The sequence below is a fragment of the Dyadobacter tibetensis Y620-1 genome (assembly GCF_000566685.1).
Lineage (GTDB): Bacteria > Bacteroidota > Bacteroidia > Cytophagales > Spirosomataceae > Dyadobacter > Dyadobacter tibetensis.
The window spans coordinates 747,394-773,575 of record NZ_AZQN01000001.1 but is presented as its reverse complement, the minus strand read 5'-3'; the positions used below and the strand labels follow the sequence as shown (position 1 = coordinate 773,575).

The 26,182-nt window shown below is 42.6% G+C and carries 19 protein-coding genes; 13 read left to right on the top strand and 6 right to left on the bottom strand.

What is annotated here, in order from left to right:
* The first annotated feature begins 79 nt into the window (after positions 1-79).
* The 5 genes from X939_RS0103325 to X939_RS0103300 all read left to right on the top strand — a co-directional run bounded on the left by X939_RS0103325 (position 80) and on the right by X939_RS0103300 (position 7,960).
* The gene (locus X939_RS0103325; RefSeq protein ID WP_025761853.1) at positions 80-688 is read left to right on the top strand and encodes an RNA polymerase sigma factor; all 609 of its coding nucleotides are present in this window, start codon (positions 80-82) and stop codon (positions 686-688) included.
* A gap of 294 nt (positions 689-982) precedes the next feature.
* Positions 983-2,077, top strand: a complete 1,095-nt coding sequence (locus X939_RS0103315; RefSeq protein ID WP_025761852.1) for a FecR family protein — start codon at positions 983-985, stop codon at positions 2,075-2,077.
* Positions 2,078-2,213: 136 nt separating this feature from the next.
* Complete coding sequence (locus X939_RS0103310; RefSeq protein WP_025761851.1) at positions 2,214-5,585, top strand: TonB-dependent receptor; 3,372 nt, start codon at positions 2,214-2,216, stop codon at positions 5,583-5,585.
* A gap of 29 nt (positions 5,586-5,614) precedes the next feature.
* Positions 5,615-7,132, top strand: coding sequence for a RagB/SusD family nutrient uptake outer membrane protein (locus tag X939_RS0103305; RefSeq protein WP_025761850.1), 1,518 nt, complete (start codon positions 5,615-5,617; stop codon positions 7,130-7,132).
* A gap of 216 nt (positions 7,133-7,348) precedes the next feature.
* Positions 7,349-7,960, top strand: coding sequence for a TIGR04282 family arsenosugar biosynthesis glycosyltransferase (locus X939_RS0103300; RefSeq protein WP_025761849.1), 612 nt, complete (start codon positions 7,349-7,351; stop codon positions 7,958-7,960).
* A gap of 47 nt (positions 7,961-8,007) precedes the next feature.
* On the opposite strand, the gene X939_RS0103295 is transcribed toward X939_RS0103300, so the two are convergent.
* Positions 8,008-8,991, bottom strand: a complete 984-nt coding sequence (locus X939_RS0103295) for a phosphotransferase (RefSeq protein ID WP_025761848.1) — start codon at positions 8,989-8,991, stop codon at positions 8,008-8,010.
* A gap of 162 nt (positions 8,992-9,153) precedes the next feature.
* On the opposite strand from X939_RS0103295, the gene X939_RS0103290 reads away from it, so the two are divergent.
* The 3 genes from X939_RS0103290 (at position 9,154) to X939_RS0103280 (ending at position 12,039) form a co-directional block, all read left to right on the top strand.
* Positions 9,154-9,768, top strand: a complete 615-nt coding sequence (locus tag X939_RS0103290) for a peroxiredoxin-like family protein (protein ID WP_025761847.1) — start codon at positions 9,154-9,156, stop codon at positions 9,766-9,768.
* A 118-nt stretch (positions 9,769-9,886) separates the two neighbouring features.
* On the top strand, positions 9,887-10,585 hold the full coding sequence (locus tag X939_RS0103285) for a TIGR04283 family arsenosugar biosynthesis glycosyltransferase (protein WP_025761846.1): 699 nt from the start codon (positions 9,887-9,889) through the stop codon (positions 10,583-10,585).
* Between the two features lie 14 nt (positions 10,586-10,599).
* Positions 10,600-12,039, top strand: coding sequence for a dihydrolipoyl dehydrogenase family protein (locus X939_RS0103280; RefSeq protein ID WP_025761845.1), 1,440 nt, complete (start codon positions 10,600-10,602; stop codon positions 12,037-12,039).
* Between the two features lie 583 nt (positions 12,040-12,622).
* Here the strand turns inward: X939_RS0103280 and X939_RS0103270 are convergent.
* Together X939_RS0103270 and X939_RS0103265 are read right to left on the bottom strand one after the other, a co-directional pair.
* Complete coding sequence (locus X939_RS0103270; RefSeq protein ID WP_131694668.1) at positions 12,623-13,306, bottom strand: pseudouridylate synthase; 684 nt, start codon at positions 13,304-13,306, stop codon at positions 12,623-12,625.
* Positions 13,307-13,814: 508 nt separating this feature from the next.
* Complete coding sequence (locus X939_RS0103265) at positions 13,815-15,986, bottom strand: T9SS type A sorting domain-containing protein (protein WP_198034353.1); 2,172 nt, start codon at positions 15,984-15,986, stop codon at positions 13,815-13,817.
* Positions 15,987-16,530: 544 nt separating this feature from the next.
* On the opposite strand from X939_RS0103265, the gene X939_RS0103255 reads away from it, so the two are divergent.
* Entirely contained in the window at positions 16,531-17,712 is a 1,182-nt protein-coding gene (locus X939_RS0103255; RefSeq protein ID WP_025761840.1) for an MFS transporter, read from the top strand.
* 91 nt (positions 17,713-17,803) lie between these two features.
* Here X939_RS0103255 and X939_RS0103250 read toward each other — a convergent pair whose 3' ends face one another.
* A complete protein-coding gene (locus X939_RS0103250; RefSeq protein ID WP_025761839.1) occupies positions 17,804-18,427 on the bottom strand; it encodes an NAD(P)H-dependent oxidoreductase in 624 nt (207 codons plus the stop codon).
* A gap of 107 nt (positions 18,428-18,534) precedes the next feature.
* Here X939_RS0103250 and X939_RS0103245 point away from each other — a divergent pair, with 107 nt between their 5' ends.
* Positions 18,535-19,437, top strand: coding sequence for a LysR family transcriptional regulator (locus tag X939_RS0103245; RefSeq protein ID WP_025761838.1), 903 nt, complete (start codon positions 18,535-18,537; stop codon positions 19,435-19,437).
* A 69-nt stretch (positions 19,438-19,506) separates the two neighbouring features.
* Here X939_RS0103245 and X939_RS0103240 read toward each other — a convergent pair whose 3' ends face one another.
* Positions 19,507-21,876, bottom strand: a complete 2,370-nt coding sequence (locus tag X939_RS0103240) for a PDZ domain-containing protein (protein WP_025761837.1) — start codon at positions 21,874-21,876, stop codon at positions 19,507-19,509.
* Positions 21,877-22,188: 312 nt separating this feature from the next.
* Here X939_RS0103240 and X939_RS22015 point away from each other — a divergent pair, with 312 nt between their 5' ends.
* The 3 genes from X939_RS22015 to X939_RS0103220 all read left to right on the top strand — a co-directional run bounded on the left by X939_RS22015 (position 22,189) and on the right by X939_RS0103220 (position 24,103).
* Positions 22,189-22,614, top strand: coding sequence for a hypothetical protein (locus X939_RS22015; RefSeq protein WP_025761836.1), 426 nt, complete (start codon positions 22,189-22,191; stop codon positions 22,612-22,614).
* Positions 22,615-22,721: 107 nt separating this feature from the next.
* Entirely contained in the window at positions 22,722-23,288 is a 567-nt protein-coding gene (locus X939_RS0103225) for a Crp/Fnr family transcriptional regulator (protein WP_025761835.1), read from the top strand.
* Between the two features lie 77 nt (positions 23,289-23,365).
* On the top strand, positions 23,366-24,103 hold the full coding sequence (locus tag X939_RS0103220) for an SDR family oxidoreductase (RefSeq protein ID WP_025761834.1): 738 nt from the start codon (positions 23,366-23,368) through the stop codon (positions 24,101-24,103).
* A gap of 230 nt (positions 24,104-24,333) precedes the next feature.
* Here the strand turns inward: X939_RS0103220 and X939_RS0103215 are convergent, their stop codons facing one another.
* Positions 24,334-25,908: an arylsulfatase gene (locus tag X939_RS0103215; protein ID WP_025761833.1), complete on the bottom strand. Its 1,575-nt coding sequence runs from the start codon at positions 25,906-25,908 to the stop codon at positions 24,334-24,336.
* Between the last annotated feature and the right edge of the window lie 274 nt (positions 25,909-26,182).

Below are 26,182 nucleotides of genomic sequence, written 5' to 3'. Positions count from 1 at the left end.
TAAACCATTCAGATATAGTACCTGTCCGGATTGCAATTCAGGTTGAAAAATCAGACTTCTTTTCAAATTTATAGAAGCTATGAGCATAGAAGGGGTTATTTGTGACGAAGAAGAAACCCTGCTATGGCAGGCCCTGCTTGGAGGGAATGAGTCGGCGTTTGAGTCGATGATTCAGCGTTGCTATGATCTTATGTTTCAGTATGGCCTCAAATTTTCAAAGGAACGGGAATTGGTAAAAGACAGCATTCAGGATGTTTTCTTGGAGATATGGGAAAAGCGCCAGGCATTGAACAAAAATATTCCACCTAAGGCCTATCTCTTGGCTTCTCTACGTCGGAAGTTACACCGTTTGCAGCAACGTAATAAAAATGTCTTGGTAGCTGATCCGACTCGATTTTATACTGAATTTCAAATAGAGTTTAGTGCAGAATACAGGCTTATTGAGCAGGAAGAAGATCGTATCAATGCATCTCAGATCACCGGAATGCTCAATAAACTGCCCGCCCGACAACAGGAGGCCGTATATCTACGGTTTTTCCAGGATCTGGATCGTTACGCTATAGCAGAAATTATGAATATACATCCGCAGTCGGTATCCAACCTACTTCAGACAGCATTTAAGTTTTTGAAAAGCAATTGGCTATATTGGATAGCCATCGGTTTTGGGCTATCTGCTCTGAACTTTTGATTCACGGCTATCCGCTCTGGTGGGTTATTTCAGATGCTTGGATCGATCGTCTTTACCAAATCTCTTGTCATTTTTGATAATGGTCTTTTGCCTGTACCCCGGGAAATCCATGCGTATAGGTGGGCTTACCATCGGTATTACTTAATAGAATATCACCTCTCATGCAGTTCGCACTGGCACACTTGATTTTGTCTTTAAAAAAAACAAAATAAAACTTTTTGAAAAATAATTTGAATTTATACAGTATCTGGATGAGGCTATGGTCTAATGGTATTTGAATAAGAATATTTTACAATGGATCATTACTATCATTATACAGTAGAGGAGCTGTTTCTGGATGAGGATTTTCGGAATTGGGTATTGCGCCCTACCCGGGAAGATCACCATAAATGGGAATCATGGCTGGCCGATAACACTGAAAAATTGGAGATAGTAAGGCAGGCAAGGGAAATGGTACTTCATATACATCCCAAAGAAATGGCCCTCCCATTAAGCGAAAAAAAAATAGCCATTTCTAAAATTTTAGAAGGGAGGAGGGAAGTGCCTCCTTCAGGATTCGGCAGGAAACCCTTACTATTCCCCGCTTACCTGAGGTGGGTGGCTGCTGCTTGTATCGTACTCTTAGCTAGTTGGTATTTTTTGCTGCCTCCCGATGGGCATAGGGTAGACTATGAAGGGCTGGTGTCGGAAGCGCCGGTTCCCCTGGTTGAAAGGGTTAATAAAAGCAACTTTCCATTGGAGGTCGTCTTAGAAGATGGGAGTCATATTACCCTTAGCCCTAAGAGTAAAATTAGCTTCCCAAATAAGTTCAACGCAGATAAACGAGAGGTCTATCTTTCGGGTGAAGCTTTTTTTGATATCAGTAAAGATACCTCCAGACCTTTCTTTGTTTATGCGCATGAAGTAGTCACCAAGGTGTTGGGAACAAGTTTCCTTATCCGATCTTTTGGGAATGAACAGGAAGTGTCAGTTAGAGTGAAATCGGGGCGGGTAGCGGTGTTTGCCCGGCAAGATACGCAAACTCCACGGGATCAGAGTAAAGAACTAACCGGAACGATTATCGACCCAAATCAGCAGATTGTGGTGGTCAGGGCCTCTGTGAAAATGACGAAAACCCTGATTCCGATTCCTGAGATAATCGTGGAGCCACGGCATGTTAATGCCTTTAACTTCGATGACGTGCCGGTTCAGAAGGTATTTGAAACCTTGGAAAAGGCCTATTCCGTGGAAATTCTGGTTGATTCTAGTGTACGGTTCGAATGTCCCCTTTCGGCTAATCTGGCCGATTTGAGTTTATATGAAAAATTAGATCTGATATGTAAAGCCGTGGGAGCACGCTATGAAATAATTGATGGCCGAATCATCATTGAAGGGAAAGGATGCAAGTAAGTTAAAAGAAAGGTCAGTGGTGCGTCAACACCTCTGACCTAAGTACCCCTTAAAAGGTTTCGCGACCAGAGCTCCCATTATATATGGGAAGGGGAAAGTTATTGTCAAATATTTTTAACAAAAACCAGTCAAAACTATGAAAATACCCTTACAGTTTAACCGACAACTGTTATTTTTTATGCGAATTAGTCTGCTACAACTTATTATTTCCCTGTGTTTTATAAGCACAGCTACGGCAGTGGAAGTACATGCCCAGGAATTATTACGCAAAAAAATATCAATTGATGCCCAGGGCATGGACCTTAAGACGGTTCTGAATCAGCTGGGCAAGGAGGCCGATGTGCGCTTTGTCTTTAGTTCAAAATTGATTGGCAGTTCTCGCAAGGTTAACTTGAGCAAGACTAATGAGACCTTGTCTGATGTGCTTGTGGACTTTCTAACACCTCTGGGGCTAAACTATGAAGTGTCGGGCAAAAATATAGTTATTCGTCCTAATAGCATGACCCCTGCACTTGAAACCGAGCCGTTATCTCCCAATAATAAAAGCATCGATAGGACTATAAAAGGAAAAGTAACGGATGCCGCAAGTTTGGACGGATTACCCGGTGTAAACATTGTAGTCAAGGGGACACAGATTGGTTCCACCTCCGACAGTAACGGGAACTATGTACTCCAGGTGCCAGATGATGCGGGTAATTTGGTTTTTAGCTTCGTAGGGTATGAGTCGGTAGAAAGAAGCATAGGATCGGCGAGCCAGATCGATGTCCAACTGAAAGTAGACCAAAAATCCCTGGAAGAAATTGTAGTAGTAGGTTATGGTTCCGTTAAGAAGAGTGACCTAACGGGTGCGGTTTCATCTGTCAAATCTGGGGAACTTACGGCTTATCCTGCCTTGGGGACCGTACAGGCTCTTCAAGGTCGTGCGGCCGGAGTTCAGATCCAGGCTACCAACGGAGAGCCTGGAGCCGGCTATAAAGTGCGAATTCGCGGAGGTACCTCCATCAATGCCAGCAGCGATCCTATTTACGTGGTGGATGGCTTTGTAGGGGGCACCATGCCTCCACCGGAGGATATTGAGTCTATTGAAATATTGAAAGATGCTTCTGCCACCGCCATTTACGGATCTCGTGGTGCCAATGGAGTGGTCATGGTGTCTACCAAACGAGGAAAATCGGGCAAACCAAGGATAGAAATGAACACTTCCTTCTCTTCACAGACGGAAATCAATCGCCTCGATCTCTTGAATGCTTCCCAATTTCTGGACTATATAAAGGAAATCAGACCAGCGGTGGAATCTAAAGGTGCCGATACCGATTGGCAGGACGAAGTGTTGCGTCGTGGTGGCATTCAGAATCACCAGCTCTCGATCGCTGGGGGGAATGATGCCGTGAAATATTATGTATCAGGTTCCTGGTATGGCCAGAATGGAGTCATTATCAATTCAGACTTCAAACGTTACTCCTTAACGAGTAATATTGATATTCAGGCCTCTGATAAGTTGAAATTAGGTTTGAATCTGTTTGCCCAACGTGTGGACCGTAACCAGTCTAAAACCCAGGAAGGGTCCAGTGGACTTACTCCGGGGGTAATCGCCTCTGCCTTTAAGTTTGAGCCGGATCAGCCTATCTGGGATGCGAATGGGGTATTTACCCTGGCTAGACTGAACGATCCGATCGATAATCCTTATGCGATTGCCACTCAGCTGGAAAATAGTACCCTGTCCGATCAGTTACAGGCCAACTTTTTTGCTGAATATAACATCATTAAAGATTTGAACTTCAAGACTACCTTTGGAGCCACTACCTACAGCGGTCGTACAGGAACTTACGAGCCTACAACCCTTAATATAGGCCGAACCGTGGGAGGATCGGCATCGGTTACCGGCGCCAAGCGTACCTTGCTTCTGAATGAGAACTACCTTACCTATTCCAAGAAGATAGGTGTCCATGATTTCTCCCTTCTGGGTGGTTATTCCATTCAGCATTCATCTTCCGAAGGATGGGGTGGAACCGGTCAGTCTTTTATTACCGACGCCGTATCGTACTGGAACCTGGATGGTTCTTCCGTTTGGAAGAGTCCTACTTCGGGACTTACCGAATGGCAGATTGCGTCCTACTATGCCAGGGCCACCTATTCTTTGGCTGACCGCTATTTATTTACAGCCAATATCCGCCGTGATGGATCCTCTAACTTTAGTGAAAATCATAAATGGGCCACTTTCCCTTCCGGAGCTTTTGCCTGGAAAATGTCCAGCGAGCCCTTTATGCAGAACGTAGCGGCTATTAGCCAATGGAAATGGCGGGTGAGTTATGGACTGACGGGCAATCAGGCCATTGCTCCGTACCAGACCAAAGCGCGTTTTTCAAATATTTTCACTGTGATTAATGGCGCTCCTGTCAATTCTGTTTATCCTACCACGGTAGCCAATAATGACCTTACCTGGGAAACCACTACTCAGTTTGATGTGGGTACCGATGTATCCTTGTTTAATAATCGTCTGAATCTGACTTTAGATTATTACCGGATGGTGACGAGGGATTTACTCTTTAATGTTCAACTTCCCCAGTACTCTGGTTTCTCCAGCCAGCTTCAGAATCTGGGTGCCGTCGAGAACAAAGGATTTGAGGCAACCTTAGGCACTAGGAATACAGTGGGTAATTTTAAATGGAATACCGACTTCAATATTTCAGTCAACCGCAACAAGGTGTTAGAGCTCCCTGCCGGGAATGACATCATGTATGGTTCAGGCCCAGGGCATTTCGTTGGACTTAACCAGACACAAATACTTCGCGAAGGTTATCCGGTAGGTAGTTTCTTCGGATGGATATATGATGGCGTATATCAGGAAGGCGATGATTTTCTTCCGGGCGGAGGCTTCGAGACCGAGGCTGGCGGAGAGAAATTCCGTGATATCGATGGTTCAAAGGATAGCAATGGTCAGCTTACCGGGGTGCCCGACGGGCAGCTCAACAGCGACGACCGTACAATTATCGGAAATCCACATCCAAAATTTACCTGGGGGCTTAATAACGATTTTAGCTACAAGGGATTTGACTTGAATGTGTTTTTTCAGGGCTCCCAGGGCAACGACCTTTTAAGTTATACATTAATGGAACTAAATCTATTGTCGGGAATTAACAATGCCACCACCGATGCCCTAAACCGATGGACTCCGACGAATACCAATACGGATGTGCCGAAGGCGCAACTAGGACGTACCCGAAGGGTGTCTACCCGCTGGATTTCGGATGGAAGCTTCGTTCGTCTAAAGAACGTATCCCTTGGCTATTCCTTACCCGCCTCTTTATTAGAAGGTATGAAGATCAGAAGGGTTCGCCTTTATGTAAGTGCTCAGAATATACTGACCATGACCAAATACAAAGGCTATGATCCGGAGGTGAATTATTCTTCAACGGGCGATACCAACGGGAATACCAATCTGGGACTCGACTACGGTAGCTACCCCAACGCAAAATCGTATACGGTTGGCCTTAACGTTAGTTTCTAAACCATCAGCATCTTTAAATTTCGCGAATCATGAAATATAATATAATCAAATGTTTTCTGTTCTCTGCGGCCCTGATGGTATCAGGCTGTGAGAACCTGGATGAAAAGCCAGTTGGATTGCTTGCTCCGGAATCCCTTTTTGAGAGTACCAAAGATGTTCAGACCGCAATATTCGGTGCGTATGGACTGATTGCAACGGAGAGTTTGTACGGTCGTCAATATGTTTCTGCCTTAATGCTTCGAAGCGATATGGCGGATATCGGAGATCGTGGAACCCCTGCTGAGCGGCAGCAGGTCAACGATTTTAATATGGACGATAATAATGGCATGGTCTCAAAATTCTGGCCTTACTGGTATAGGGTGATTAGTGCCGCCAATGCCTCCATAGCCGGGGCACAGTCACTAGGTCTTTCGGAAACAGCGATCAATCCCCTGATCGCAGAGGCCAGGTTTATTCGTGCCTTTAGCTACTTCCATTTAGTCCAGGTATTTGGTGACATCCCCTATGTCGATTATTTTATTACCAATCCTAATGCAGTAAAGGAAATTTCTAAAACTCCGGCAGAAACCGTTTATGCCGGTATTCTTGCCGATCTGGAGTTTGCCAAGCAGTGGTTGCCCGATAAACAGCCCGCGTCGGTAAGGGGCAGGGCTACTAAGGGTACGGCAGCTTCCTATCTGGCATCGGTCTACCTGACACGACAGGACTATGCCAAGGCTTATACTGAGGCCAAATGGGTGATCGACAACAAGGATCGTTTTGGCTATGGTTTGGTCGATGATTTTCAAACTTTGTTTAAGGCCCCTCAGGCCAATGACCTTAAGGAACATATTTTTCATATCGATTTCCTCGGACTTCAGAATGGTTCCAGCGGTGCCAATGATGACATAGTACCCCCTATGACGGGAGTGCGTGGGGGAGACGCCCCTCGTAGCGGTTGGAGCGTCATTGTGCCGTCCATGAAGGTCTATACCGACTGGGATTCCAGAGATTACCGAAAAAAAGTAAGCTTTGTTGATTCCATTTTGATCGGAGGGAAAATGAAACCCTACACCGAATTCCCCAATACCCCCAGACCACATATTGCTAAATACGCCCAGTTTGCCGGAACCTCCAATACCGAGGGGCGGTATTCAGACCAAAACTATGCAGCCTTCCGGTATGCCGAAGTACTTTTAATTGCTGCTGAGGCCTTGGCCGAGACCAGCGGAGCTACTGCCGAAGCGATGGGTTATATCAATCAGATAAGAGCCAGGGCGAGAAACTGGGCCGGCAAACAGGTCACTTTCCCTGCCGATGTTGCCCCTGGGCTGAGTAAGGACGCGTTCTTATCGCTGGTGTTGGAAGAGAGGCGTTTGGAGCTTGCCTTCGAATACAAACGTTGGTTCGATATCAAAAGAAGAAAACTGGGTGAAACGGTTTTCAAAGGAGCGAATGCCTTGGAAAAGCATGATAATTTCAATCCAGACCGTGATTATCTCATGCCCCTCCCAAGGGTAGAGCTTCAGGTTAACCCCAACCTGATGCCTCAGAACCCAGGCTATTGATCAATTTATTCATTTCTCATAAACACCAGTCAGGCAATTTTGCAGGGCTGGTGTTTTATGTTTAGCATGAAGTACTAAACCGTATACCGATTTATTTCCCCTTTATTTGTAGTTTCAGGTGTTTATGGATTTGTTAGGCTATATAGCCTAACAAACTTTCCTGGCATCTGACAGTATTAAAATAAGAATTGATATTTATCCTGTTGTTTGAAATTAATGAGTGTTGATAAAGGGCAGTTACTAATTATATTTTATAAAAATCCGGTTCCAGGACAGGTTAAGACCCGGCTGGCCGCCACCGTGGGCAGGAAACGAGCTTTGGATATTTATAATCAATTAGTACTTAAAACGAAGGAGCAGACTTTTGGTCTCCCATTGGCCAAAATTGTTTATTATAGTGATCGGGTGGACGAAAATGATGTTTGGGATGTTGAGGGGGATCATTACGCAAAGTTGGTACAGGGTGAAGGAGACCTCGGCATGAAGATGCATCGTGCTATCGCTCACGGTTTCCAGGAAGGATATACATCGATATGCCTCATAGGTTCGGATTGTTGGGAGATTACACCAGCGGTTCTCCAAGATGCCTTTCATATGCTCGAAAAGAAGGAGGTGGTATTGGGCCCGGCACGAGATGGAGGTTATTACCTGATAGGCATGAATAAAGAAAATTCACAACTCTTTACAGGTAAAAGCTGGAGTACCGATCGGGTACTGACAGACACCTTGGCCGACGCCAAGCGTCAGGGCCTGTCTGTAGGCCTGCTGCCTGTCCTGTCCGACGTGGATTATGCCGAGGACCTTCCAGAGGAACTTAAGGGGTGGTAACAAATTAAGCTACGCCCTCATAGAGAGGGTATAGGCATGTTGTTTAATTAACTGATGATCATCTGATAGGCCTTAGATAGAAGTTGTCGTTTTTCTTCCAATGACCTTTCTAACGGAAGTTGAGCCAAACCTATGAGTCTGCGCATTATCTCCACCCCCGTCAATTGCTGGAGAAATTGAAAATCGATGGCTGAGTTATACCAGTAAAGCACCTGTTCTATCAGTGATTCACTTTGATTGGCCAAATGTAAATGAGCAATTAAAACGGCCAGGTCAAATTCCGCAAATCCATAATGACAGAATTCTGGGTCAATTACCCGGATACCCCCTTGGGTTTTTAACCAGCTTCCTGGATAGAAATCCCCATGCAGAAGATGAGGGCCATTAGTTAAATACTGTTCACCAATATCTTTTATTATATTCCTAAATCCCTCATCAGATTTATAGGGCTGTGCCAGCTCACGTAGCCCGTTTTGAATATGATCAAGATCTAAGCCATTTTCTTCTAAAAAGGGATAGACGAAAATATGCTGGTGATTCAGTTTCCTCATTTCATCATTAAGGAATATCGGATTGGGCTGGTGCGATTTGAAACTGGTGTGAAGGGCTGATAAATAATTACAAAGGGATTGTAGCTCATCATGCCGAATGAATTGATGTTTATGATATAAAAAACTGAAATCCTCCGAATCGCCCATATCCTCTAGTATCAAAATATAATTCTCCGGGTCCTGTTTGATTACCTCAGGCATCATATGGCTGGTGTCTGCATTGGTAACGATCAGTTCATAAAATGCTCCCTCCGTGTGTATTCGCGTCGGAGGAGCATATATTTGAGGATATTTTTCTACATAATTATGGGCCTGTTTAATGATTAATGATGAATTTTCGGTTCGGGCTCTAAGTACCCGATTCATATTTCCGGCGCCCGGAATGGTTAAGTCTTGAATTTTTTCATCAGGAGCGATTACTGCAAAACTTTTAAGATATTCTTCCAGCTCCTTTGGTTTTAATCTGTCTAAAATGAACATATGTTAAGGATTGTCTTAGGATGGTATAACTTCTTATCGTCAGGATATAATTCGGGATAATTTAGATCAAAGGTAAAATAAATAGGCCGTTTAAAACGGAACGATACCAGCCCAAATCAGGTTAAAAAAACTTAACTTATAAATTATTCTGACTTCAGATCGATGAAACTTAAACCCTTTCTTATTGCAACGCTCGTATTGATGGGAGCTGTAGCGCAAAGTTTTGCACAGCAAACGTTATCACTTCCTCAGAAGGCTACGGACATATCACCATTATTGATTGGGGAGGCCATTCCCAATCTTACACTGGAGGATCTCAATGGTCAGGCCGTTTCTCTCCAGGAGCAGTTAGCAGTAAAGCCTACCGTGTTAATATTCTATAGAGGAGGTTGGTGCCCCTACTGTAATAGGCAGATGGCTGAACTGCAGGAGATAGAATCCGAAATTGTAAAGTTAGGATACCAGATAATTGCCATCAGCCCCGACTCTCCCATCCACATGAAAGCTTCCATGGACAAGAACAAGCTTTCTTATCAGCTCCTGTCTGACGCAGATATGAAATTGTCGCAGGCGATGGGGTTGGCTTATGCCGTTCCGGAGGCTTCGGTACAGCGACTAAAAGATGCCAGCGACAATAAAAATCCTGGCTCATTGCCTGTTCCTGCGGTTTTTATAGTTAATCAAAAATCAGAAATTCTTTTTGAATATATTAACCCCGACTATAAACAACGGATGAAGGGTTCCTTTCTAATGGCTGCACTTAAATTATTAAAATAAGACGGGGAAGTGTTTGGGTTGGTAGGATATTTGTAAGCAGGTATCTACGTTATTCCTCTTAACACTTCTCATTTCAAGGGGTAGAGCGTTTTAGCTAATCATCTATGATCCAAAAGGAATGTCATCCCCAAATATAAGTATTATTATTCCAGTCCTGAACGAAGGGGAAGGTCTGCCCATCCTGTTGGCCCGATTGGCCTTGCTTGGTGCTAACCCTACCATGGTAGAAATTATTGTATGTGATGGGGGCAGTACGGATGATACAGTTGCCCAGGCCTATGCACAAGGGGTACGGGTGGTAAATTCACCCAAAGGAAGAGCAAGACAGCTTAACGCAGGAGCTGCAGTGGCATCCGGGGAAATTCTTTATTTCTTACATGCCGATACTATTCCTCCAAATAATTTTCTGGACCTTATTCAGCAGTCCTACTACCGGGGACATCTGGCCGGTTGTTTCCGGCTTCGCTTCGACTGGAATCATTGGTTTTTGAAATTTAATGCATGGTTCACAAGATTTAATCTTAATTCCATTCGTTTCGGAGATCAAAGCTTGTATGTTCAAAAACGTTTATTTGATATTGTCGGTGGTTTCGACGAATCGCTGATTCTTATGGAAGATCAGGAAATTATTTATAGAATTACCACTTTTACGTCTTTCCAAGTTATTCCAGAATATGTTACTACCTCTGCAAGAAAGTATCGGGAAAATGGTCCTTACAGGATGCAATTTGTTTTTATTTACCTATATATTTGTTACTACCTGGGCTATTCCCAAGAATCGCTGGTACGCTTATACAATCGCTTAATTCGAACTTAGAGGCGCTCTTGGTTATGGAAAGTTCCAAATATGACATCATAGTAATAGGGGCGGGTTCCGGTGGACTGGGAGTTTCCTTGTTTATGGCTAAGGTAGGTTTAAAAGTCTTATTGGTTGATAAGTCTGACAAACATATCGGGGGTGACTGCCTTAATTACGGTTGTGTGCCCAGCAAAGCCCTTATCCATGCCTCAAGATTGGTCCATCAAGCCCAGGCCGGTATAGCATTTGGTATTTATGCAGACGGCAAGCCTGATTTAGAAAAGGTAATGCATTATATCTATGAAAAACAGGAGCATATCAGAAAGCATGAGAACGCTGATTATCTACGCAGGGAAGGCATAGATGTGGTTTTAGGGATGGCAAAGTTTGTTGATAAAGATGCCATCACGGTCAGAGGGATTGTTTACAAAGCCCGAAGGATTATTTTGGCCACAGGTTCCAGGCCTACCAAATTATCAGTACCTGGGGTTGAGCGGGTGAATTGTATCGATAACGAACACTTATTTACGGCCAGTGAACTTGCTGGCAGAATGTTGGTCGTCGGTGGTGGACCCATAGGGGTGGAGATGGGGCAGGCTATGAACCGGTTAGGATTACAAGTTACTATTGTCCAAAGTGGTCCACAGCTCCTAGCTAAGGAAGAACCCGAAATCGTAGAAATATTACATAAAAGACTAATTGATGAAGGTATGGACATTCGTTTGAATACCGAAGTGAAGTCTTTCGAAGGTCCATATGAAGCCAATTTGGTTAATAGGCAGGGGAAGACCTGTAGGATTAATTTCGATTCGGTTTTTGTAGCTGCAGGCAGACACTTTGAGTTGGAAAATTTGGATTTGGATCGGGCGGGAATTGAGGTTCAAAATGGAAAAATTATAGTAAATCGCTATCTTCAGACGAGTAATAACAGAATTTTTACCTGCGGGGACATTGCAGGTTTCATGCAGTTTTCTCATGCCGCCGAACAACATACCCGACTTTTATTAAATAATTTGTTTTCCCCCCTCAAGAGAAAGCTTAATAATGACCATATGTCCTGGGTTACATTTAGCGATCCGGAAGTGGCTACGTTTGGGCTTCAACTTAGTGAACTAAAAAAGCGTAAAATAAAATATCAGCGTTTGGAAATTAGTTTTGAAGACGATGATCGAGCCGTGGTTGACGACTATCAATATGGCAAACTTATTTTGTATTTGAGCCCTGGGGGTTTACTGCGAAAGCAACGAATTCTAGGCGGCACCATGATCGCCCCTCAAGCTGGCGAATTGGTACAAGAATTACTGTTGGCTAATTCACTAAAACTTGATATTGATGCTATTTTTAACAAAATATATCCTTATCCCGTAGCTTCTAGAGTCAACCAAATGATTATTGTGAATGAAAAGGAGAAAATGCTGAAGGGTAAATTGAATGGTGTGTTACGTGGTTTATTCAGGTTTCTCAATCGCTAAAGAGCCTATCAAAAGTTGTTGAATTTATGGATACTTCGTCAGGGGGGCTTGGGAAAGTCCATCCCTGGGCCCACCGAACAGTTTATATCAAGACTTAATCCTTCTTTGAGCATCCTGGGGCTATTCTTCGGCAATAGCGGTATGGTCAGTTTTCCCTCCTGCTTTCTTTTTCGCATGCTGCTATCTAATTACAACTTGATGGGTACACTCCAGACTGGGTCCATCCAGACCGGGTCCATCCAGACCGGGTCCATCCAGACCGGGCCCATCCAGACCGGGTCACTCCAGACCTTCTTCGGCAATAGCGGTATGGTCAGTTTTCCCTCCTGCTTTCTTTTTCGCATGCTGCTATCTAATTACAACTTGACTGGGTCCATCCAGACTGGGTCCATCCAGACCGGGTCTATCCAGACTGGGTCCATCCAGACCGGGTTATTATATGTTTTGTATGGCCTATCTTAATCCCGGTCTGTACCATCAACTAAGGGTTGTAGTGAGTATGAGAGGAGCCATGGGAATTCCCTTAAATAAAGGGCGCTGGTTCATCGAAGTATCAATAAACAGGGGTTGTCCTGGTATTTTTCTAATTAAGGGTTGAAGAGCTAATCAGGTTATTTTCAGGGAGCATATATCGCAGTATGGGTTTGCATTTTTCCTGGCAAGGCGCATAGAAATGTTTATGTTTCCAGCGTTTAGATTTCGGGGATAGACCCCACCAGAACTCAACCAACTGAACCGGTTCTAAATGGTGCTGGAACGCATACTGTAAAAGCTTGGGAGCAGCACATTCACCTGCTCCTACGGGAGGATTTTTGTCATTGTCTTTCTTAAATATCATTCTCAGACTTTTCGATTTACCTTTTTGATTCAAGAAATGATATTGATCGAAAAGCTTATTTTGCAAAGTAATGGAATGTAGTTTTCGTAGCTGTTTCAAATGTGCCAGATTATCTTCAGATACCAGTCCTGAATTGATTTCTTGACTCATTAGTCCCAGTTGGACCATCCCTTCATTAAGGAAGCCTTCTGTGTTGAGTCCATCATATATAGGGGGTACGAAGTAGGCATGCTGATTACTACCTGCGAGTTTTCCGGAAAATGCGGCTAAAAAACCCCATTGCTTTTCTATTGTTTGAACCACTAAGACACCGAACATCTTACCAATTACGGCATTAGATTGCTCTTCCAGTCCAAAATTATGATCCCAATCTTTCTGATGGGTCAGATAACACTGAAGTTCTTCTACGGCATTTACTGTAACTGGCAAAAGGTTTTCGTTAAATAAATAAGGAATTCGCGACTGAGTATGAGAATCAGAGTGATGCAATAAATGTAATGCATCTATGGTTGGGCTGCAGTTATCCAAATGCAAATAAAGGGTACTTGAACGAAAAATTTAAAAAAGAGATCTTCCCAGTTGGCATGATCAGGGATCAAAAGTAATGATAATTTTTGGGCTATATTGCTTGCCGGGTTCCGCTATCGTCAGAAGTGTAGCATTAGTGAAAGTATTCCAAATATTATATAATGTAAATAACTTTTATAGAATGCAAACCACAAAATTTGGGCCTGGTTAATGAATGCTCCTATCACCACCGAAAGGGAGCTAATGATCTTTACAACTTATAACGTAGTAGATCCAAAGTAGTTTCCCTGATAGGCGTTGCCGAAAGTAATAAAAAGCAACCCAATACATCAACCAATCAGGTTTAGCATTAGGCTGCTTATCGCTGCATACTTATTCTTTTGTATATGCTACAGCAGATTATATTTCATTAATCTGCTTTGATGAATTTATAGAATGATTTTTCGCCATTCTTATAAATTACACGGAGCATATACTTGCCGGAAGACAATTGATGGAGCGGAATCCGTTTTTCGGTGGTAATCTCATAAGTTGAAACTACTCCACCCAGTCCATTAAGAATTTCTATACTAGCTACCCGAGAGGGGTCAATTTCCTGAATTCTAAGTTCATTTTGTGCTGGATTAGGATAAAGATATGGGGACCCCGCATCTTTTAAATTAAAATTAATCATTGAGCTATAGGCGAATGATTGGTCAATGTCAATCATTTTGAGACGGTAATAATTCTGGCCTAAGTTAGGGCTATGATCCGTATAAACATAATGGTTGACGGCATTTGAATTTACAGAGGCAGGTAGCTCTCCTATGCTGTTCCATTGCTGTAGATCGGAGCTTCGCTGAATTTCGAATCGCTGCGAATTAATCTCCTCTGAAGTCGACCATGCTAGTGATATGATACTGGTTTCGACTTTTCCTGTAAATGAGATCAAATTGACTGGGAGAGGGTCAGCGAAACGCACGGTGACTGTGGCTGGAGTAGCATTCAACCCGGCATTATCCTTCACTGTGTAGGGATAGGTTACAGTAGTCTCTCCTAAACTTGTTGGATCCACAGTTACCAAGGAAGGATTGAAATTGGTAAATTCTGATGACGATAATACTGGAGCACTATTATAATAGAGGGTTCCACCTGTAGCTGGTGAAAGTGTGACGGTGCGATTCGTCAAATTATTAGGATATGTTCCATCTTCACTGTCAGTACCCGTATACACGGTTGAGCTAACCTGCACCGTAGTCGCCCCTCCTGGATTTACGTGAATGGTAGGGTCGGTGCCGTCTTGGACGACCGGTCTTACATCAATCCCGAAGTTAACATAGTCAATATTTGAAGTACCCACAGCCACCGCGATTGAGCCATTAGATATTCCATTTGTAGCTCCATCGTTCCCTGCGCTGAGCCCAATATTTTCCCCTACATGTTCAACCTCATTAGAAAGAGCGGTACTGGGGGGCGCCTGACCTACTGTACCAATGGTATTGCTTAAGACTACAGTATAGTTGGTGTTAGGTGTTACTTCAAAAGAATAAACTCCGTTAACAACCGCCTTACTGGCGACTACCTGATTGCTGGAGTTAACCAAGCTGACAAATAAGTCGTTGCTCGCCAACGAACTTACTGTTGTGCCATTTACGGTATTATCAGTAACCCCGTTGGCATCGTCATAAATAATTCCGGAGATACTTGTAGATGTTAAAATAGCACTGGCACAACTCGCTCCATCATTACTATTTGACGGCGTGGAGGTAGAGAGGTGAGTGGTAACATATGTTGAAGTATTTATTTTAAAAAACTTGCCAGTACCATTTCCGAAGGCATATAAAAAGCCACTTGCGTCGAAAAAAGTAGCCCCGAAAAAATCAGTTTCCTCATTTTGTATTCCACCCCCAGCAGCTTTGGAAAGACCAGTTATTACACCTGTCGTTGGGTTAAGACGGAGTACCATGTGCTTATGGATTCCTGCTGTGGAAGTTCCCGCATTTACCGTATAAAAATTACCATCGGAAGCGTTATATGCCCAGTCAGCTGCTTGATAAGTTGCTGAAGATATATTTCCAGAGTAGGAAATTGCCGTTCCGTAGGGAGATGAGGTTTGGAGGGTGTAACCGGTGGTTGGATTGACCAATTTTAAAAAGGTCCCCGTCCGTGCAGGATTTAGATCAACCACATAAAAACGAGTGGATGGACTAGCCTGTAAAAATAAATATCCATCTGAAGTAATATCCCCAATAATATAATTGTCTGCAGGAAGGTTTGGAATGGCGAATGTCGTGTAGTTCCCTTGGGCATCAATGCGTACCAGGCTTCCACTCACAGCACCAGAATATCCCCAAAGAAGATTATCTACGGGATTAAAGCCTATTCCATTTCCAACCGTGGCGACATTGGCTAATATGGAGCGAGCCCCCGTATTTACATTGTATTTATACAATATTGAGGTGGTCAGGTTAGTATTTCTCACAAGCTGATATGCGTCGGAGGAGCAGGAGAAGGGGACCTGAGCCTTGGCGGATGGAGGCCCCCCGAAACAGAGACTTATCAATAATACGACTGTTCCTAAGTAAAGTAATTTCTTTTTCATATGCATATAGTTTATTATGGTGAATCCAGACCCGATCTATTTTGGTTAAATGATAGACTATTTTTTTTAATGGCATCGGTAAAACTATCGTATACGCAATATTCTAACGAGCGACATTCTGATTCTATAATTTTAGATTAAATATATAGTAGTCCGTCGATAATTACTAGGAAGTTAATCGAAAAAAAAGATAAATAGGGTTACAAGGTGTTCAGTAGAATATCTTTTAAATATACTTGAACATCTGACTGTTCTTAATTTTGACAACTGTCTAGATTAATATAGAAACCACAAGAGAAGGTCCAATAGAATATGCTCTATAAAGTACAAGGAAAATATGCCGGTTGCCTTTATATTGAGCCAAGGATTATATTTTCTTGCCTTATATGGGTTACTACGGTTTTGGATGAAATGGTATTTTGTTTGCGTTCCGGTTTGAATGTAAGTCAGAATCTTTATAATCTTTATATGAATAAAAAATTGGCGGGAACTCCCTACTCGTATCTAACCTTTTCTGACTACTAACATCGAGTGAGAAAATATTATGAGAAAGGGACTAACGGCCTTGGCAATAGGGGCATTTGCTTTGGGAATGACTGAATTTGTGATGATGGGGATCCTGCCAGATATGGCTATTGCTCTGGAAATTACGATACCGGAAGCAGGCCACCTAATTTCGGCCTATGCCTTAGGTGTAGTGATAGGGGCGCCGGTTTTAACAATTTATTTACAAAACAAACCTCCCCGGACGGCGTTGTTGATTTTAGCAACCTGGATTATGCTGGGTAATGCCATGGCTGCTCTAGCAATAGGGTATAAATCAATGTTATTGCTACGATTTGTAGCTGGAATTCCTCATGGAGCTTATTTTGGTATTGGTGCGGTAGTAGCGGGAAGGTTGGCTGAGAAAGGTAAAATAGCGCAGGCGGTAGCCTATATGTTTACCGGACTTACTATTGCCAATATCGTTGGGGTTCCGGCAGGTACTTATATTGGTCACGAGTTCGACTGGAGAATCACATTTGGTATAGTAGGACTCATTGGGCTCCTTACCCTATTTGGAATACGTTTCTGGTTACCGGAAATGAAGGCGAGAAAATCGGGGAATATAAGAAGTGACTTTGCGATTTTCAGGCAATGGGACTTACAACTTATTCTGATGATCGCCATAATTGGTACCGGAGGCTTTTTCGCTTGGTATAGCTATATCGCCCCCTTATTTACCGAGGTAGGAGGCTTCGATGCTGGTTCTGTGACTTACCTAATGGTCTTAGCAGGCTTGGGAATGACCGTAGGGAACGTCTTAGGAGGGAAACTCTCAGATTGGTTAAATCCATTAAAGGCCACCATCATTCTCCTTGGCGCCATGGCCCTGGTGCTAGGAATGATGATATTCGTGGCAGAGTCTAAGATTTTAGTGATGCTTATGACGCCAGTTATTGGTGCTGTTGCCTTTGCTGTGGTTTCACCAGTACAAATCCTGATTATGGAGGCTTCTCAAAAGGCGGAAATGTTGGGTTCTTCCATTGGTCCTGCCGCCATGAATGTAGGGAATGCCCTTGGGGCATATCTGGCCGGTTTACCCATTGCATGGGGTTATGGGTTTACGTCGCCCGAATGGGTGGGTGCGGGACTTGCCCTGCTAGGCCTTTGTATTTCTTTGATTCTGCAGAATAGGAAAAGAGCTAAGTCAAAAAAGTCAGAACCAAGGCCAGTTATTGCCTGATTTATATAATTGGAGAAGATAAGGTTAGCATCATAGACCTAAGGGTGACAGCTGAGTGAAGGCTCTTACTTTGCTCAGCTGCCCGTATAGTTTAATGGACCAGTTGGTCGTCCTCCACAGCTGTAGGAGCGAAGATGTTCTCCAAATGCGCCTGATAGCGTGCAAGATCACTTTTGATATTTGCATTTTTTTCTACGTCATGAAAATGCATGCTTTGCAGGGCCTGCATACCCATGAATTCGTTCATTTTGTGAAATCCGAAAAGTGGCCCCTCATCTACACTTTTTTGTTGAAAAAACTCTCCTTCCATCGTAAAGGCGGCTTTGGGGGCATTCCATGAACTGGTCACCATATATTGGGTGTTATGAAGCAGTCCTCCTTTTCCATAATTAATATCAGGATTTTTTGAAGAACGACCGTCATGCAGGTAAAGTCCCTTCTGATGTCCGGCAGTTAACACCTCATCCAGATACTTTTTGAATCCGTGTGGGAGTTGAAACCACCATATGGGAGTGTGGTAAATAATGATGTCTGCCCAAACAAACTTCTCTACCTCCATCGGAATATCGTAGTTCACATTTATATCCGTATTCTTAATATTAAACCCTTCACGGGATTTGAAGAAATCTTGGGTAAATGTAAATAGTGTCCTGTTAAATAGACCTCCCGAGTGGGCGAATTCTTGTCCTCCGTTGATTATGAGAATATTTTTCATGTTCCTTAGTTATTTGTATTATTTTAATAATACAAAGTTAGCCGGACAGTTTCTATTATTATAATTATATAAATCATATTTTTGCATCATAATAATGATAGATAAATATGGTTAATCTAGAATGGTTCAGGACTTTTAGGGCCGTATACGAAAAAGGTTCTCTGACAGCAGCGGCTGAGAGTTTATACATTTCTCAACCCGGTGTAAGTCTTCACCTCAGTTCGTTGGAAGCTCATGTGGGTTACAAACTTTTTGATCGCTCTTCCAAAAAAATGCTGGCTACTGAGCGGGGTAAACTACTATACAATTTTGTGATGGAGCCGTTGATAAAACTGGAACAGGCGGAGCAGCATTTTCAGAAGAGTAAAGAAAAGGAACGACCCACCATTAGTATTGGAATGTGCTTTGAGACTTTTCAGTTTACCTTGGAACCGTATTTGTCAGAATTACCATTCAATGTCATCATCAAATTCGGGGAGTATCCAGAAATGTTAAAGGATTTGGATCATGGTATATTGGACTTAATCATTACACCGCAGAAAGGAGATTTTAGGTCCTTACTCTTTAAGCCATTTTATAAGGAAAGAATTGTCCTTATTTCTGGATCAGAAACGGATACCAGTACTTTCCAGGATCTATTAGTGGCCAACCGACAGGAGGAGCTTCATCAATGGTTAGTGCAACAGATATGGTATGGAACCACGGCGGATATGGAACATCTGCGCCGTTTTTGGCAGCAGAATTTTGGGAAACGTCCTGACTTTAGACCTAATTTTATAGTCCCCAATATCAGCTCTATCATCCGATGTATGGGAGGCGGAAGGGGATTAGCGGTTAGTCCTGATTTCCTGACACAAAAGGAATTGCATTCGGGAAGGATTAAGGTTCTTTGGGAGGGATATCAGCCCATTGAAAATACCCTTTATTTCGGTATGCGTAAAAAAAGTATCTATACCAAACAAATAGAGCTGGTAGAATCCATATTTCTTAAGGAAATGGTGGGGGAGTAAATATTCTCCCCCGTCTGCCCTGTATTGCTTGTACTGGGGTGGCAGTACTTCAGGCTTATTAAAGCATACCTATTTAAAGAGAATGTCTAACTGAATAGGACGCTGATTGCGGTAAACTTCGATTTGGGCTCGTCCTTTCCAAGTCAATTTTTGGTATTCATTCATCAATTCGCTTACGTCTGGAGTAGAAATACCCTCAATCTTACGTATGACATCTCCTTTTTGTAATGGTGATTTTGAGAGAACACTGCCGGATACCAGTTCTTCAACGATGACACCAAACTGGTCGGGAAGGCCAAAGGCTGACCGATCTCCTAAACCCGATACATTCCGAATTTTACCTCCAAGCCAAAACGCCTCTGATAAAACTTGTTCAGGGTCCCTGTCATGTAACAGTGGAAGGGGAACTGGGATAGCCAAGGATTTAAGATGGGCTGAAACTACTCCAAACTGGTCCATGGGGAAATTTTTGAAGCCAATTTTTTTGGCAGCACTATTTTTCTCAACCCGGTAGTCTCCTGTTTTAGGGTCCATAAATTCGGGATTTCCAGATTTGCTATTCTGGTCTGTACCATTCTTCTGGGAGGCTTCCAGAGATTTTTGGTCAGGGAAAAAGTTATAATTAACCTCCTGGCCCCAATAGTTGACGCGGATAGGAAAATAGGGCTTAGTCACGATGTTATGCCTAAAGATATCCTTACTATTTGCAAACCATACATGCGGATGAAAAGAATTATTTACCATGATGTTATTTTCGACCTTCCGGTTAAATCCTTCCCGAAGCTTTAATCCACCATTCAGGCATAAGTTATTGTAAATGTAGTAGTTGCTACTTCCGTCGTCTAGATCGATATCCCAGCCATGATCGCAGCGAAAGCGATTGTTTCTAAGGACGATTGTTTTCTGAACGTCTAAGAGAATCAATTCGGGATGTGAGGCCACCAGGCTGTCCATTACCTTGCGATTAGGGTGCCAGAATCTATCTCGTCCCCAGGAATTAAAGGCTCCGTGATCCCCGGTTTCCAGCACCGTATTAAAGACATCATTGAATTCTATTAAATGTCCGCCCCAGGTGCCTTCACTGATGTTAATCCCTGAACGTGGGACATTATATATTGTGTTATGGCTAACTTCTATATCCATCGACATAGATATATGGACTCCTGCTACCTGTTTTTCAACTGTCCCTATATCGTGTATGAGGTTGTCATATACCTTGCATTCCGCAGGATAGTTATTATTAACGGGTCCCGGTTTTAAATCCATTTCTTTATAGGGGATCGACTGATGATATTCAAAACTTGGCGAGCGCACCGCTGCAGGATCGCCTACGAAACAGATCCCACTGGCACCTGCATTTTTGATATGGCAGCCAGATACCTCCCCGCTGCGGTTGTAATTACTAAAGAACACCCCGTTCCCACCAACCTCATTGAAATAGCATTTTTTAACGGAACAGTTCTCTGTACCTTCCAATAGCACCGTTCCTCCCCTGTAGATAGCCCAGTCGCTTCGTAGTAGCGGCTCCTTTGTATCCATAAAGCTCCGCAGAACGTGGGCGAATTCGAAACCTTCAATGTGAATATTTCGAACCGGGGTGTTAGCGGTACCCCTAAACATTATCAAGCTCTTAAGTTGCGGAGTTACCAGTTTTTGTTTGCTGATCGCTTGAATATCAGATCCGTATAGGTATAGGGTTTGTGCACCCTTATCAAAATACCACTCGTGCAAAGTGTCGAGTTCTTCGAAAATATTTTCTATGAATCGGTATTTTTTATGCATACCCATTTGACGGTTATTCTGATATCCGCCCTCCAAATCTAACTCCCCTTCAGATTTTTTGCCAATTACACGGTAGTGATAACCTCCCCATTCATGACTATGCAGGGCATGTATAAACGCTCCGGTAGGGTTCTTCCATTTTTTAATGCGTTCTGGTGACAGCACCTCTTCTGAATAGCCTCCAAAATGACTGGCAGCAGGGTCGAAATTGGGAAATCGGGCCATTCTTTGCTTTTGTCCATCCAGATATATTTGGTCGAATAGAAGTTCCTGAGGAACCTGGGCCTTTAGGATATTATCCCGATGCCTCTTCCATTGCAAAGATATAGGCACTCCTCCGCTGATCACAACATGCTCATTTGCGTATGGTTTAAATATCGTCCTTTGTTTAGGCTCGCGGGAATCTTCTGGTCCAAAAAGGATGGGTTTGGACAGATAGTAAGTTCCGGCGCGAACATATACTGTCACGGGCACTTGAATCGTCCTGATTTTTAACTGTGCCCCTTGTAAGGTGGCCAGGGGCTTTTGCATCGTTCCAGGGTTTCGGTCGTCTCCTTTTAAAGATACGTATAGATCTAAGGATACAACTGGTCGGGCAATCAACAGCAAAACACTTATCAGGGCCGTTGATCTTATTTTGTAAATGAACTGGATCATGGAATGAGGGATACGGTTATGAATGGCTTAGGTGTTACTACTAAAAGAAATAACGGATTCTTTATTTCTTTTCAGTATTTATAAGTTTTTCTTTTCAACAGATTTCGCTGATAAATCTGGAGGATAAAATTTCACTGTAAAGTACCATTTAAATTTTGGTTCGAAATTACGGTCAAATGGCAATTTTTGAAAGTATATTAGCATTTCCGAGTAGGACGGATCTTGGCCAGCCGCTTCTTCCTACCTATATGACCTGAGTGATTAATATTGTTGTTTCTCAAGGGTTCAGTTTTAGAATATAAACTATTATATATGTCTTTACGAGCTTTAACAAGGCTACAGCCCTCATCGAACTCCCTGCAGATTATTTTAAAAAATACCAGTTTCCCAGAGAATCTCCTTAAAGCAGATTCCATAGTTCGCTTTAGAGTGGAATATTATCAAGATTTGCCCCTTTTAATTTTCAATTTTCCGGAGCCCCGATATGACTTTTTGGAGTGGCTTTCGATCCGGGAAATAGTAGATTGGGAATGGTTAGCTCAGAAAAAGATCTGCATTCGATTGATGTTGGCCGATATAGTGTTTACGGACCAATTTACTGCCCGGGAATTTTTGTTAGAAGTGAGTACTTCAACTACCTTAAAAAATAAGCTGTTAAAACAAAGAGACTGGTCCTCAGAAACCTGGGCTTACTTAGATGCGCAAATCCAAATGGACTATGATCGATTATTGGGATAAGCCATTAGGAATAATGGTTCGGTTATCTATGGATAAGGGAGAAGGCGATTCAAAATTACTCCTCAATCAAAGAAAGTACGGAAAGTTAAAAAGCAGAAAAAGTAATTATGAATGAGCTAATAAAGTATCTATTGAAATTTGGCGAATTGAATTCGCAGGAAATTGACTTTATAAATAGTAAAGCGACAAAACATAATCTTCTGAAGGGGGAATTTTTTTCTGAAGCAGGTAAAGTACCGAAAAGTGTAGGTTTTGTGCTGGATGGAGTGGTTCGCGGATATTACCATTCTCCTGCCGGGGATGAAATTACACGCTGCTTTATTGAAGAAAATAGTATGCTGGTCGACTATTTATGTTTTGAGAACGAAACTGTTTGCGAGGATTATCTTCAGGCTATTACTGACTGTAGCATTGTAGTTTTTTCTAGGTTAAGCTGGAATGCACTTTCTGAACATGTTGCAGGCTGGAATATTATAAAAAACAAGGTAGTGCAGACATGTATGTATCAAAAATCCAGGAAGGGTCCCGTTATCTCTCAGGATGCAACTACCCGATATTTGGAATTTCTTGACAATCATCCCGGACTAATCAATAGAGTACCCCTTTCCTATATTGCCTCCTATTTAGGCGTTACGCAGCAGTCATTAAGTAGAATAAGAAGTAAAATTCGGTAAGTCTTTTTTAACATTTGGTAATTGATAAAATGCTCCTGTATGGGAACTTTGCCTCAGTCAAATATCAAATAGAAAAAATGAAAACAGCATTAATAACGGGTGGTAATAAAGGTATTGGATTCGAAACAGCAAGGCAATTGCTGGAAAAAGGTTTTTATGTATTCCTCGGCTGCCGTGATCTGGAAAAGGGCATGGAAGCCGTAAATAAATTAAAAGCTGAGGGTCTGGTTCAGGTTGAGGCAGTACGTCTGGATGTTACAGATGGGTACTCAGTAAAGGAGTCTAGGGTAGAAATTGGCAATAAAGTAGGTTACTTGGATGTATTAGTTAATAATGCAGGAATAAATGGGGGGAGTCCATTTACCGCTCTTGAGGCAAGTATTGAACAATTTATGTCCACATTTGATACCAATGTCTTTGGAGTCGTAAGAGTCACGCAAGCTTTTATTGATTTGCTAAGAAATTCGAATGAGCCTCGCATTGTCAATGTAAGTACTAGTGTAGGTTCACTTGCCTTGCAAAGCAATCCGCAGTGGCAAGCCTATGATTATGCCAAATATGCAGTCTATGGATCTTCCAAATCAGCATTAAATATGTATACGATTCATCTCGCGTATGAGTTACGGAACACGACTTTTAAAGTGAATGCGGTTTGCCCAGGATATACCAGCACCGATTTTACCTATCATAATGGTGGCAAGGTGGAAATAGCCGCCGGACGCATCGTAAAATATGCTCTGATAGATCGGGACGGCCCAACCGGGAAGTTTTTTAGTGAAGAAAGCAACCCTATAACTGGAGAAATTGAATGGTAATGTTATCCATTACTGTATAAGCAATTCCTCCGAACCATAAAGGTTGAATTACTGTTGGATGACGTCCCCCTGGATAGATTGCGGCGATTTAATTATTCCATCGCCGCAATCATGCATTTAAGACTTATGTTATCTACTTCGCTGATTCCCGTTAAACCAATCAGTTTAGTTTCGATCGGGACGCTGAATTGGATTTATACTTTTGTTCCATGACTTGGGGGCCCTTCATATCATAACTTGGGTCGAATATTATTGTCATTAGAAAATAATCCGTTATTATAATCTCCGTCACAGGCCTTTAGCAATGCTTTTTTTAACGCAGCGAGTTTCTTGGGATTTTTTTCTGCCAGATCTTTTTCTTCGCGAAAGTCATCAGGCAAATAATATAGTTCGAATACTTGTTTCTGAAGATAAGTCCTAAGTTTCCACCCATCATCTGTTATAAGTGTAGGGCCTGTGAAGGAAGCATAAATAATCTCCTGATGTTCTTTTCCGGCACTTTTATTGCTGAGTGTACTGTAAAAAGATAGTCCATCACTAACGAAGTTTTTCCGGAACCCTGTAATTTCGGCGATGGTCGGTAGAATATCATAATTGGCGGTCAAACGAGAAGTAGTGCTTTTGGGTTTTATCTTGGCTGGCCATCGAACCAATAATGGTACATGGATACCTCCTTCCAGATTACTTCTTTTCATACCGGCACGCCCCCCGTTTCCGTCGAAAACATCTCCAGACGAGTCGCTGTAATACTTGAGCTTAAGATCGTCGAACCGCTTGCCGCTTTCCATATGAGTATACGGCTTATGAGTGCGCCCCTCCTGGGCATAGTAGATCTCATGGCCATTATCAGAGGTAAAGATGATAATGGTATTTTCAGTTAGTTGTAGTTCGTCTAACTTATCTAATATTTTTCCTACCTGATCGTCTAGCAGCTTGACCATAGAGGCATATTCTTTCTCAATCTGTGTCAGTCTGTTGTCATTAATAAAATCTGGATGCACCGCAGGGATAGATACCGGGCCGTGAGGCAGCTGAGTAGGATAGAACATGAAAAAGGGCTCTTGTTTATGTTTTTCAATAAATTCAAGTATTCCTTCCATAAAAATATGTTCTGAATAGGTGTTTTTGCCTGTCATGTCCCAACGGTCTTTAAATGCTGCCTCGGTTTCCGGTTCAATGGTCTTTCCTGCATCTGTTCTGCTGTTACCGGGATAAAAGACAGGCCTACCGTTTTGAAAGAGAAATGGGGGATAAAATCCGTGTGCTCGCTGGTGGTCAAGATAGCCTAAATAATAATCCCAGCCATGACGTTGCATTTGATAGTCAGATGTGGCAAAGCCCCATTCTAGTTTTCCAAACTGTGCTGTTTTATAACCTTGCTCCTTGGCTACCTGCCCGAGAAAAACCTGCGAATCCGGAATGGGGCTTAGGCTCTTGTTGATGGCCCTTTCTATTTCCTGAGCAGTTGTCTTATCTTCTGAGATTTTCTGATAGATTCCGGCTGTTGTAATTTCAAATCGATTACGATGAGAATCATGTAGACCGGTAATCAAGGAAGCCCGGGAGGGGGCGCAGAGCATATTGGCATAGGCATTGGTGAAGCGCATTCCTTCCTCTGCCAGCCGATCGATATTGGGCGTTTTAATAATCTTTTGACCCTCGTGACCCAGTAGTCCTATGCCCAGATCGTCGGCCAAAATAAGAATGATATTGGGCTGGTGGCTATTTTCCTTCCGGGGTTTGCTAGCCGATAATGCCAGGTTTAGAAGAATAAAAAGGCAAATTTTAGAAAGTATTTGTAGCATAATGAGGGATGTTGAATACGCTGATCTATAAAAATTATATTGGAGTACATAGGTATATTACGATAACATAAAGATAGGGTGTGGCAGGGTATTGGAAAATCTCAAATAGGGGATAAGAATCGTTCAGAGCCTAGTGGTATCTATGTGTATAGCGGAAGCTGTTTTCTCCTGGATATTCTGCGGAGAAAAAGAACCAATCTTTGTGCATGTGCAGGCTAATAAAATACATTCTGTTCGAATGTGTTTTATTAGGATTAGGTAAGATATAAATGAT

What these genes read in the sequence shown, in the direction of transcription:
- X939_RS0103245 (WP_025761838.1), top strand. Translation starts at nt 18,535, where the DNA reads ATGGTTAATCTAGAATGGTTCAGGACTTTTAGGGCCGTATACGAAAAA.
- X939_RS0103285 (WP_025761846.1), top strand. Translation starts at nt 9,887, where the DNA reads ATGTCATCCCCAAATATAAGTATTATTATTCCAGTCCTGAACGAAGGG.
- X939_RS0103310 (WP_025761851.1), top strand. Translation starts at nt 2,214, where the DNA reads ATGAAAATACCCTTACAGTTTAACCGACAACTGTTATTTTTTATGCGA.
- X939_RS0103215 (WP_025761833.1), bottom strand. Translation starts at nt 25,908, where the DNA reads ATGCTACAAATACTTTCTAAAATTTGCCTTTTTATTCTTCTAAACCTG.
- X939_RS0103325 (WP_025761853.1), top strand. Translation starts at nt 80, where the DNA reads ATGAGCATAGAAGGGGTTATTTGTGACGAAGAAGAAACCCTGCTATGG.
- X939_RS0103300 (WP_025761849.1), top strand. Translation starts at nt 7,349, where the DNA reads ATGAGTGTTGATAAAGGGCAGTTACTAATTATATTTTATAAAAATCCG.
- X939_RS22015 (WP_025761836.1), top strand. Translation starts at nt 22,189, where the DNA reads ATGTCTTTACGAGCTTTAACAAGGCTACAGCCCTCATCGAACTCCCTG.
- X939_RS0103220 (WP_025761834.1), top strand. Translation starts at nt 23,366, where the DNA reads ATGAAAACAGCATTAATAACGGGTGGTAATAAAGGTATTGGATTCGAA.
- X939_RS0103225 (WP_025761835.1), top strand. Translation starts at nt 22,722, where the DNA reads ATGAATGAGCTAATAAAGTATCTATTGAAATTTGGCGAATTGAATTCG.
- X939_RS0103305 (WP_025761850.1), top strand. Translation starts at nt 5,615, where the DNA reads ATGAAATATAATATAATCAAATGTTTTCTGTTCTCTGCGGCCCTGATG.
- X939_RS0103295 (WP_025761848.1), bottom strand. Translation starts at nt 8,991, where the DNA reads ATGTTCATTTTAGACAGATTAAAACCAAAGGAGCTGGAAGAATATCTT.
- X939_RS0103255 (WP_025761840.1), top strand. Translation starts at nt 16,531, where the DNA reads ATGAGAAAGGGACTAACGGCCTTGGCAATAGGGGCATTTGCTTTGGGA.
- X939_RS0103250 (WP_025761839.1), bottom strand. Translation starts at nt 18,427, where the DNA reads ATGAAAAATATTCTCATAATCAACGGAGGACAAGAATTCGCCCACTCG.
- X939_RS0103315 (WP_025761852.1), top strand. Translation starts at nt 983, where the DNA reads ATGGATCATTACTATCATTATACAGTAGAGGAGCTGTTTCTGGATGAG.
- X939_RS0103240 (WP_025761837.1), bottom strand. Translation starts at nt 21,876, where the DNA reads ATGATCCAGTTCATTTACAAAATAAGATCAACGGCCCTGATAAGTGTT.
- X939_RS0103265 (WP_198034353.1), bottom strand. Translation starts at nt 15,986, where the DNA reads ATGAAAAAGAAATTACTTTACTTAGGAACAGTCGTATTATTGATAAGT.
- X939_RS0103280 (WP_025761845.1), top strand. Translation starts at nt 10,600, where the DNA reads ATGGAAAGTTCCAAATATGACATCATAGTAATAGGGGCGGGTTCCGGT.
- X939_RS0103290 (WP_025761847.1), top strand. Translation starts at nt 9,154, where the DNA reads ATGAAACTTAAACCCTTTCTTATTGCAACGCTCGTATTGATGGGAGCT.